The organism is Pseudomonas rossensis, from assembly GCF_039888995.1.
Lineage (GTDB): Bacteria > Pseudomonadota > Gammaproteobacteria > Pseudomonadales > Pseudomonadaceae > Aquipseudomonas > Aquipseudomonas rossensis.
Genome location: NZ_JBBWCB010000164.1, coordinates 1 through 10,360, shown reverse-complemented (window position 1 = coordinate 10,360; position 10,360 = coordinate 1). Strand labels below are relative to the sequence as shown.

General features: G+C 60.6%; 9 protein-coding genes and 2 riboswitches. Of the genes, 4 read left to right on the top strand and 5 right to left on the bottom strand.

Features of this window, described 5'->3' with window-relative positions; translation table 11 throughout:
- On the bottom strand, positions 1 to 1,834 hold a 1,834-nt coding region (locus tag WLY71_RS26915; RefSeq protein WP_347805972.1), incomplete at its 3' end, for a homocysteine S-methyltransferase family protein.
- A 155-nt stretch (positions 1,835 to 1,989) separates the two neighbouring features.
- On the opposite strand from WLY71_RS26915, the gene WLY71_RS26910 reads away from it, so the two are divergent.
- Positions 1,990 to 4,284 carry a fatty acid cis/trans isomerase gene (locus WLY71_RS26910; RefSeq protein WP_347805971.1) on the top strand — a complete coding sequence of 765 codons (2,295 nt, stop codon included), beginning with the start codon at positions 1,990 to 1,992 and terminating at the stop codon, positions 4,282 to 4,284.
- 91 nt (positions 4,285 to 4,375) lie between these two features.
- Positions 4,376 to 4,960: a Fe-S biogenesis protein NfuA gene (gene nfuA, locus WLY71_RS26905; protein WP_008150988.1), complete on the top strand. Its 585-nt coding sequence runs from the start codon at positions 4,376 to 4,378 to the stop codon at positions 4,958 to 4,960.
- A gap of 147 nt (positions 4,961 to 5,107) precedes the next feature.
- Here the strand turns inward: nfuA and cobM are convergent, their stop codons facing one another.
- From cobM to WLY71_RS26885, 4 genes are all read right to left on the bottom strand, one after another.
- Entirely contained in the window at positions 5,108 to 5,854 is a 747-nt protein-coding gene (gene cobM / locus WLY71_RS26900) for a precorrin-4 C(11)-methyltransferase (protein ID WP_347805970.1), read from the bottom strand.
- 83 nt (positions 5,855 to 5,937) lie between these two features.
- Positions 5,938 to 6,351, bottom strand: a complete 414-nt coding sequence (locus WLY71_RS26895) for a cobalamin biosynthesis protein (RefSeq protein ID WP_347805969.1) — start codon at positions 6,349 to 6,351, stop codon at positions 5,938 to 5,940.
- Positions 6,348 to 7,055 (bottom strand): CbtA family protein, encoded by a 708-nt coding sequence (locus tag WLY71_RS26890; protein WP_347805968.1) that lies wholly within the window; start codon positions 7,053 to 7,055, stop codon positions 6,348 to 6,350. Before WLY71_RS26890 ends, WLY71_RS26895 begins: the two co-directional genes overlap by 4 nt.
- 11 nt (positions 7,056 to 7,066) lie before the next feature.
- On the bottom strand, positions 7,067 to 7,270 hold the full coding sequence (locus WLY71_RS26885; RefSeq protein ID WP_218537143.1) for a CbtB domain-containing protein: 204 nt from the start codon (positions 7,268 to 7,270) through the stop codon (positions 7,067 to 7,069).
- Positions 7,271 to 7,391: 121 nt separating this feature from the next.
- Positions 7,392 to 7,620: riboswitch (cobalamin riboswitch) on the bottom strand.
- Positions 7,621 to 7,721: 101 nt separating this feature from the next.
- Positions 7,722 to 7,936: riboswitch (cobalamin riboswitch) on the top strand.
- 100 nt (positions 7,937 to 8,036) lie between these two features.
- Here WLY71_RS26885 and cobW point away from each other — a divergent pair.
- Both cobW and WLY71_RS26875 read left to right on the top strand, forming a co-directional pair.
- Positions 8,037 to 9,110: a cobalamin biosynthesis protein CobW gene (cobW, locus tag WLY71_RS26880; protein WP_347805967.1), complete on the top strand. Its 1,074-nt coding sequence runs from the start codon at positions 8,037 to 8,039 to the stop codon at positions 9,108 to 9,110.
- A gap of 3 nt (positions 9,111 to 9,113) precedes the next feature.
- Positions 9,114 to 10,360 (top strand): cobaltochelatase subunit CobN (locus WLY71_RS26875; RefSeq protein WP_347805966.1); only part of this gene is annotated, 1,247 nt, incomplete at its 3' end.

The following is a 10,360-nucleotide window of genomic DNA, read 5'->3' as shown; positions in this document are numbered from 1 at the left end:
GGATCTGGTCGTAGATCTCCAGCTGGCCGGCGTTGACGATACCCATGGTAAGGCCGTTGCGGATCGCATACAGCAGGAACACCGAGTGAATCGCCTCGCGCACCGGGTTGTTGCCACGGAACGAGAACGACACGTTGGACACACCACCGGAGGTCAGCGCGTACGGCAGTTCGTCACGGATGTAGGCACAGGCGTTGATGAAGTCCACAGCGTAATTGTTGTGTTCTTCGATGCCGGTGGCGATGGCGAAGATGTTCGGGTCGAAGATGATGTCTTCCGGCGGGAAGCCGACTTCGTTGACCAGAATGTCGTAGGAGCGTTTGCAGATTTCTTTCTTGCGCGCTTCGGTGTCGGCCTGGCCGGCTTCGTCGAAGGCCATCACGACGACTGCGGCACCGTAGCGTTTGCACAGTTTGGCGTGATGAATGAACTGCTCGACGCCTTCCTTCATGCTGATGGAGTTGACGATGCCCTTGCCCTGGATGCACTTGAGGCCGGCTTCAATCACTTCCCATTTTGAAGAGTCGATCATGATCGGTACGCGGGAGATGTCCGGCTCACCGGCAATCAGGTTGAGGAAGGTCACCATGGCCTTCTTCGAATCGAGCATCCCTTCGTCCATGTTGATGTCGATCACCTGGGCGCCGGCTTCGACCTGTTGCAGGGCGACTTCCAGGGCTTCGGTGTAGTTGTCTTCACGGATCAGGCGGGCGAACTTGGCTGAACCGGTGATGTTGGTCCGCTCGCCGACGTTGATGAACAACGAGTTGCGATCGATGGTGAACGGTTCCAGGCCCGAAAGGCGGCAGGCCTTTGGAATGTCCGGTATTTCACGCGGCGCATAACCGGCCACGGCGTTGGCGATGGCTTCGATGTGGCCCGGCGTGGTGCCGCAGCAACCGCCGACGATGTTGAGGAAGCCGCTTTGGGCGAACTCTTCGATGACCTTGGCGGTTTCCGACGGCAGTTCGTCGTACTCGCCGAATTCGTTCGGCAGGCCGGCGTTCGGGTGCGCGGAAACGTGGGTGCTGGCCTTGTTCGACAGCTCTTCCAGGTACGGACGCAACTCGCTGGCGCCGAGGGCGCAGTTCAGGCCGACCGAAATCGGCTTGGCGTGGGCCACGGAGTTCCAGAAGGCTTCGGTGGTCTGGCCGGAGAGCGTACGGCCGGAGGCATCGGTGATGGTGCCGGAGATCATGATCGGCAGTTCGACGCCGAGTTCTTCGTAAACACCTTGCACCGCGAAGATCGCCGCTTTGGCGTTCAAGGTGTCGAAAATGGTTTCGATCAGGATCAGGTCGGCGCCGCCTTCGATCAGGCCTTTGGTGGCCTCGGTGTAGTTTTCCACCAGTTCATCGAAGGTCACGTTGCGGTAGCCGGGGTTGTTCACGTCAGGCGACAGCGAGCAGGTGCGACTTGTAGGACCGAGCACGCCAGCAACGAAGCGCGGCTTGTCCGGGGTTTCCAGGGTCTTGGCGTCAGCAACCTTGCGCGCCAGACGTGCGCCTTCTACGTTTAGCTCGTACGCCAGGTCCTGCATGCCGTAGTCGGCCTGGGACACATGGGTGGCGTTGAAGGTGTTGGTTTCCAGAATGTCGGCGCCAGCATCCAGGTAGGCTTTCTCGATGGCGCCAATCACGTCCGGGCGCGTCAGGATCAACAGGTCGTTGTTGCCCTTGACGTCACTTGGCCAGTCGGCGAAGCGTTTGCCGCGGTAATCCTGCTCTTCAAGCTTGTAGCTCTGGATCATCGTGCCCATGCCGCCATCGAGAATCAGGATGCGCTCTTTGAGGGCGTGCTTGAGAGCTTGAAGGCGAACACTGCGATCGGACATTTGGACTACTCGGAAAGACCATGACGAAGGGGCGGGATAATAGCAAACCTGCGTGGTTTTAGAGCATGCCGCGGTTTTGCATGAATATCGCTCATGTTGGTGCAGGGATCAGACCGGTAGAATCGCGGCGTTTTTTCATGATCGGGACCAGGGATATGTCTTTTCGCGTCATCAGCATTATTTTGCTGTTTTTAAGCTGGGGCGCCGCCGCGCAGGATCCGGCCATTTCCTCTGCCATTTCCTACAGCCGCGACATCCAACCGATCTTCACCGAAAAGTGCGTGGCCTGCCATGCCTGCTATGACGCCGCCTGTCAGCTGAATCTGGGCAGTGGCGAAGGGGCTGCCCGTGGCGCGACCAAGATCCCGGTCTACGACGGCGAACGCCGCCAGGCTGCCGCGCCGACCCGGCTGTTTTATGACGCCTTCGGTAAACGCGCCTGGCAGCAAAAGGACTTCTATTCGGTGCTCGACGCTCAGGGCAGTCAGGCCGCGTTGATGGCGCGGATGCTTGAGTTGGGCCACAAAACCCCCTTGCAACCCAATGCCAAGCTGCCGGAGGACATCGTCCTTGGCCTGAACCGGGAAAACATGTGCGCCCTGCCGGCCGAGTTCGACGGCTACGCCAAATCACATCCCAAAGAGGGCATGCCGCTGGCGGTCACCGGCCTGACCGATCAGCAGTACCAGACGCTGCAACGTTGGCTCGCGTCCGGCGCGCCGATTGACGAGCAAGGCCTTGTGCCGAGCGCCAAAGAAGCGTTGCAGGTGGTGCAGTGGGAAAACCTGCTCAACGCACCGGGCGCACGGCAAAGCCTGGTGGGGCGCTGGTTGTTCGAGCATTGGTTTCTCGCTCATCTCTATTTCAAGGACGGCGAGCCGGGGCATTTCTTTCAGTGGGTACGGTCGCGCACGCCGACCGGCCAGCCGATCGATCTGATCAACACACGCCGCCCGAATGACGATCCAGGCACTCAGGTGTATTACCGCTTGTGGCCGGTGCAAGGCGTGATTGTGCAGAAGACCCACATCACCTACCCGTTGAGCGCGGCGAAGATGGCACGGATCAAAAGCCTCTTCTATAACGGCAACTGGCAGGTCAACGCCTTGCCGGGCTACGGGCCGGAGCGTCGGGCCAATCCGTTCACCACGTTCGAGGCGATCCCGGCCCAGGCGCGTTATCAGTTCATGCTCGATAACGCCGAATACTTCGTGCGGACCTTCATTCGCGGCCCGGTCTGTCGGGGCCAGATTGCCACTGACGTGATCCGTGACAACTTCTGGGCGCTGTTCCAGGCACCGGAACACGACCTCTACATCATCGACCCGAACTACCGGGGCCAAGCCACGCCGTTACTGGCGATGCCGGGGCAGAACGATGACGTCGGCAGTGTCCTGAGCCTGTGGCATGACTACCGCAACAAGCGTAACGAGTACGAGGCGCTGCGCCGTGACAGTTACGCCGATGCGCCGGCGCCGAGCTGGTCGACCTTATGGGCTGGCAACGATAACGCCTTGCTGACGATCTTCCGGCATTTCGACAGTGCCTCGGTGAACAAAGGCCTGATCGGTGACGTGCCGCAAACGATGTGGCTGTTCGACTTCCCGCTGCTGGAGCGCACGTATTACCAGTTGGCGGTCAACTTCGACGTGTTCGGTAACGTCTCCCATCAGGCGCAAACGCGCCTGTACTTCGACCTGATCCGCAACGGTGCCGAGCAAAACTTCCTGCGCTTGATGCCGGCCGATTCGCGCGACGATTACCTCGACGACTGGTACCAGAGCGGCGGCAAATTCAAGATGTGGCTGGACTACGAGTCCATCGATAACGACAAAGAGACGGCGCTGGTACTGGACGAAAAGGACCCGAAACGCGATTTCGCCCTGCAGTTGCTGGCCCGTTACGGCGACCTCAACGCCAAGCCTGATCCGATCAACCGTTGTGACGGTGCTTATTGCTCGCGGCCGAACATAGATCTGGCCTCGCAGAGCGCCGAGCAGGCGTTGAGTCGCCTGACTTCGCGTCCGGCGGCCGGGCTGAAGGTGATCGATCAGTTGCCGGAAGCGACCCTGCTGCGCATCGAAACCGCGAGCGGCAAGCGCGAGGTCTACAGCCTGCTGCGCAACCGCGCGCACAGTAACGTTGCGTTCCTGCTCGGTGAATCCCTGCGGTATCAGCCAGGACTCGACACATTGACTATTTATCCGGGCGTGCTCAGCAGCTATCCGAACTTCATGTTCAACATTCCGGCCGAGCAAGTGCCTGAGTTCGTGGGCGAGATGGAAAACGCCAAGGACGCTAATCGCTTCGAAAAAATCGTCGAGCGCTGGGGTATTCGCCGCAGCCATCCGCAGTTCTGGTTCTACTTCCATGACCTGAGCCGGTACGTCCATGAGACCGATCCGGTGGAAGAGGGCGTGCTGGACATGAACCGGTACGAGAATCTTTGATCGACAGGCGCATCTTTCCCGACAAAAATACTAGGACTTTGTACGGCGCGATGATTGGCGTAAACTGCGCCCAAGCCTGCGAGGAGTTTCCATGACCGCTATTACCATTACCGACGCCGCCCACGATTATCTGGCTGATCTGCTCTCCAAGCAGAACACCCCAGGCATCGGCATCCGCGTCTTTATCACCCAGCCTGGCACCCAGTACGCCGAAACCTGCATTGCTTATTGCAAGCCGGGCGAAGAAAAACCTGAAGACACGGCGCTGGGGCTCAAAAGCTTCACTGCCTACATCGACTCGTTCAGCGAAGCTTTCCTGGACGATGCGGTAGTCGACTACGCCACCGACCGTATGGGCGGCCAGCTCACCATCAAGGCGCCAAACGCCAAAGTACCGATGGTCAGCGCCGACAGTCCGGTCAATGAGCGTATCAACTATTACCTGCAAACCGAGATCAACCCGGGGCTGGCCAGCCACGGCGGTCAGGTCAGCCTGATCGATGTGGTCGAAGACGGCATCGCCGTGCTGAAGTTCGGCGGCGGTTGCCAGGGCTGCGGCCAGGCAGACGTCACCCTTCGCGAAGGCATCGAGCGCACCTTGCTCGAGCGCATTCCCGAGCTCAAGGGCGTTCGTGACGTCACCGACCACACGCAGAAAGAAAACGCCTACTACTAAGTAAGGTGTTCGCTGCAGAAACGAAAAAACGGCACCCGTGAGTGCCGTTTTTTATGGGTGAAGCTTTAAAAGATCGCAGCCTTCGGCAGCTCCTACATGGGAATGAGTTCTCCTGTAGGAGCTGCCGGAGGCTGCGATCTTTTGATCTTAGGGCCGATACAAATGCGCATGCCCGGCACGGTACAGCGATGATTCACTGAAGTGATCACTGCCCAACACCCGACCCACCAGAATCAACGCCGTGCGCCGAAACCCCTTGGCTTCAACCTTCGCGGCAATGTCTTCAAGCGTCCCCACCACCCAGTCCTGATCCGGCCAGGTCGCCCGGTGAATCACCGCGATCGGGCAGTCCGCGCCGTAATGCGGCAACAATTCGACCAGGATCTTCTCCAGATGATTGACCCCCAGATGAATGGCCATGGTCGCCCCATGCTGCGCCAGGCTGCCAAGCTCTTCGCCGGCGGGCATCGCGGTTTTGTCGGCATAGCGGGTCAGGATCACGCTTTGCGACACGTCCGGTAACGTCAGTTCCGCGCCCAACAGTGCCGCGCAGGCCGCCGTGGCCGTGACGCCGGGAATGATTTCAAACGGGATGTCGAGTTCGCGCAGGTAGCGGATCTGCTCGCCAATCGCGCCATAAAGACTCGGATCGCCGGAGTGCACCCTGGCCACGTCCTGGCCATTGGCATGGGCGGATTTGATCAGCTCGATGATCTGTTCCAGGTGCAGTTCGGCGCTATTGACCACCTGTTCGGCGCGATGGCCTTCCAGCACGGCGGCGGGCACCAGGGAGCCGGCATAGATGATCACCGGGCAGCTGCGAATCAGCCGTTGGCCTTTGACGGTGATCAGTTCCGGGTCGCCGGGACCTGCGCCAATGAAGTAGACGGTCATCGTCGGTTCCTGTGAGAAAAAGGGGCTGGGCAAGGCTTCAGATGAAGATTGCTCATGATCGATGGCGGGGATTATCGAGGATTTTATGCAGCGCAGGCCAATGCCAAGGTGGCCTGGGCATATTTTTGTCGTGAAATCAGCAATTTTGCCGGTGCCTGGGTCAGTTGTTCGGCAAGGGCCAGGGCGGCACTTTCCGCTACGCCGTAGCAGCCGGTGCGTTCGAACGCGATGTCCGAGCGGTGGCTGAGTTGTGGTTGATAGCCGGCCAGTTGTTCGCTGCTGAAGTACATCAACGGTAACTCAAGCTGTTCGGCCAATTCGATCAAGCCAGGTTCGTCGCGCTTCAGGTCGATGCTGGCCAGGGCCTTGATCTGGTGAAGTTCAATTTTATGAGCCTGTAACGCCTGATCGAGCAGCGCCCGCAGCGTGCTGACGGGGCAGCCGCGCTGGCAGCCCAGGCCGACCACTAAAGTCGGCGCTGTGCTGATCTCAGTCATGCGTGGTACTGACCATCGCTTTTGCGGCGGAACAACCAGGCACTGATCAGGCCCAGGGCCAGCCAGAATGCCACGTTGGTCAGCTGCGAAGCGATTTGGAACTGAGCTTCCAGGGCTTCTGGAGCGAGCATCGAATGCACTTCCGGTTGTGGCGCGCCGATCACGTGAGGAACGGCCAGGATCGCCACGCCGAGGATCTTCATCAGCCAGTGACGGCTGAACACGATCAGCGCGATACCGACAGCGGTGGAGGCAGCCGTGCCGATCCACCAGATCTGCCGCTGCGCCAAATCAGCTGCGGCAGTGCCCGGCAGTTCAGGCGGCAGACCGAGGGTCGGTGCCAGCACGAACGTCGCATAACCGGCCAGGCCCCAAAGCAGGCCTTGGGAGGTTTTGGTCGGTGCGCGCAAGGTGTAAAGACCGGCCAGCATCAGGGCGAAACCGACCGCTACCACCAGGTTGCCGCCGGTAGTGGACAGCACGCGCTGCCAGCCGTCTTCCGGTTCCCAGGCTTCAGCATCGTGGGTGTGAGCGGCGACAGCACCTGCGGCGTGTTCGTGAACTTCAACAGCGGCGGGCTCGGATTTTTCGAACGTCTCGGCCTGCAGAATCAGCGGAGCCACCCAGAAGCTTTGCAGCAGGGTCAGCAACAGGGCGGCCAGCAGCCCGGTGAACCCTGCGGTTTGCGCAATACGCTTGATCATGTCGGCAAGTCTCAATGGCACGGGAATGCAGAGCTGTGGCGGGTATCGTGAGCGGCGTTGTGCACGGCCTCGATGTGCGAGAAACCGGCGAAATACACAAGGCTAGCACCCAGGATCGACGCGCACACGGCGGCGGTCAGGCGTTGAGTCAGGGTATTGGTGGTGCTGGCGGTGCTCTTATCGGTGTTGCTGCCGGTGCTGCTGATGATCGACATGGCGCTTCCCTCTGGTCTGTCAGCGGGTGATATAGAGCGCATGGAAGACCCCTGCGAGTCGGGCACGCAGAGGTTCAAACAGCGCCCGCCCACCGCGGGTTTGTTATTCAGTGATCGTAATGGTCACTTTGTGTTGCGGGCCGGTCTCCGGGCTCACGAGGGGCACTGGCTTTCGCCTTGACCTGCAAGCATCACCTTCCCATGCCGAACTGCTGGCACAGTGGATCTGACGCTTCGCTCGCTTACCGTTGCGGGGGCAGCACCGGACTGACATGACTTTAGAGTAAAGCACATGATTCACCGGTTTCCCGTTTCACCCTGTGAAGGGCACCCGTAACAAGGCGTGTAGGAGAGCATGGGCGGGGGTTGGGCGTCAATTGGCAAGGGTTCTCAGTTGGAACCGAATGATGATTGGCTCTTTGTAGGACATTGACCCGCCCCCACACGATGCGTAGCCTTGCGCTTTCGAGGTTCTTCGGCGTCTGCCGAAGCTAAGAAGGGAACGCGGTCGATGCCGCGGCTGCCCCCGCAACTGTGAACGGTGATGTTCGCTGCCACGCCACTGCAAACCCTGTGCAACGGGTTCGCGGGAAGGCGCAGTGAATGCCAGGCCCACAAGCCCGGCACACCGTCAGCCAGGAGACCTGCCTCGACACAGATTCTCACTACAACCGGGCGGGGTGATCCGGTGGCGAACTCTTCCGCGCGCGCATCCGTCGCAGCGATTGTCGTCCCGTATGCCCGCCACCTTGCCAAAGGGCATCCGATGAAAACACTGGCCAAACTCCCCGTCACCATCGTTACCGGCTTTCTCGGCTCGGGCAAAACCACCTTGCTGCGGCACATGCTCGACAACGCTCAGGGCCGCCGCATTGCGGTGATCGTCAACGAGTTCGGCGAGCTGGGCATCGACGGCGAAATCCTCAAACAGTGCTCCATCGGTTGCACTGAAGAAGAAGCCAACGGCCGCGTCTACGAACTGGCCAACGGCTGCCTGTGCTGCACCGTTCAGGAAGAGTTCTTCCCGGTGATGCGCGAACTGGTCGCCCGTCGCGGCGACCTTGACCACATCCTCATCGAAACCTCGGGCCTGGCCCTGCCAAAACCGCTGGTACAAGCCTTCCAATGGCCGGAAATCCGCAGCGCCTGCACCGTTGACGCGGTGATCACCGTGGTCGACAGCCCAGCGGTCGCCGCCGGCACCTTCGCGGCTTTCCCGGACCAGGTCGATGCCCAGCGCAAACTTGACCCGAACCTGGATCACGAATCGCCGCTGCACGAGCTGTTCGCTGACCAACTCGCCAGCGCCGACCTGGTGATCCTCAACAAGGCCGACCTGATCAGCCCTGAAGACCTGGCCCGTGTACGCCTGGAAGTCGCTGAAGAATTGCCGCCAGCGGTGAAAGTCATCGAAGCCAGCAGCGGTCGTCTGCCACTGGACGTGCTGATCGGCCTCGGCGCCGGTTCTGAAGAACACATCGACAGCCGTCACAGCCATCACGATCACCACCATGAAGGTGAAGACGGCCATCACGATGAGCATGACCACGACGCATTCGATTCCATCTCCATCGAACTGCCGCAAGCCGACGAAAGCCTGCTGCTGGACGCGCTGACCCAGCTGGTGGTCCAGCACGGCATCCTGCGCGTCAAAGGTTTTGCGGCGATCCCGAACAAACCGATGCGCCTGTTGATTCAGGGCGTGGGCACACGTTTCGACAAGCATTTCGACCGTCAGTGGGGCGCCGACGAAGCGCGTACCACGCGCCTGGTGTTGATCGGTCAGGAGCTGGACGCCACTCTGCTTGAAGCGCAATTGCGCGCCGCGCTCAGCGTTTAAGCCATGCACCTGCTCAGGACTCAGCCCGGCGGTTTCGTGTCGGATGACAACATCGCCGACCTTGGACAAACCCCCGCCGAGCTGGTGATCCTGTGCAGCGGCGACTCCAGCCTGGCGCTGCTCGCCGAAGCCGCGCAGCAGTTGCCCGACGATTACCCTAGCGTGCGCCTGGCCAACCCGATGCAGGTGCAGAACCACGCGTCGGTCGACCTGTATGTCGACGAAGTGCTGCGCCATGCCAAGGTCATTCTGATTTCGCTGCACGGTGGCATCGCCTATTGGCGTTACGGCGTCGAGCGCTTGGTGGAGTTGTCCCAGCGCGGCGTGCAACTGATTCTGGTGCCAGGCGATGACCGCCCGGACCCGGAACTCAGCGACCTAAGCACGGTGGGCGCGGAAGACCGCGATCGGCTCTGGCAGTTTCTGCGTCAGGGTGGCATGGGCAATGCTCTGGATTTTTTTCGCTGCCTCGCCAATCGTTGGCTGGATCGCGACTACGCTTGGGCCGAGCCACAAACCCTGCCGCGCACAGCGATCTACCACCCGCAAAAAAGCCCGGCTGAACTGAAGGATTGGCAAGCCGACTGGCAGGCCGATCAACCGGTCGCGGCGGTGCTGTTCTACCGCTCGCATTTGCAGGCGGCGAACACCGGTTTCATCGATATTTTCTGTCAGCGCTTGCAAGCGGCGGGGTTGAACCCGTTGCCGATTGCCCTGGCCAGTTTGAAAGAGCCCGGCTGCCTGACGGTGATCGAGGACCTGTTGGACGAAGTCGAGGCGGGGGTGATTCTCAACACCACCGGTTTCGCGCAATCCAGCCCCGAAGCGCCGCACTTGCGACCGTTTCGCCGCAACATTCCGGTGATCCAGGCGATCTGCGCCCAGGACAACGAGCAGGGATGGCGCGCCAGCGAGCAAGGCCTCGGTCCGCGTGATCTGGCGATGCATATCGCGCTGCCGGAACTGGACGGGCGGATCATCAGCCGACCGATCAGCTTCAAAGACCTGGCCTGGCGCAGCGAGCGCAGTCAATCCGATGTGGTCTGCTATCGGCCACAACCGGAGCGCATGGATTTTGTCGCCGAACTGGCGCGGCGCTGGATTGATCTGGCGCGAGTGCCCAACGCTGAAAAACGCATCGCCCTGATCCTCGCCAACTACCCGACCCGCGACGGTCGCATCGGCAATGGCGTGGGTCTCGACACCCCGGCGGCGGCGCTGAACATCCTGCGTGCGCTGCATAAAGAAGG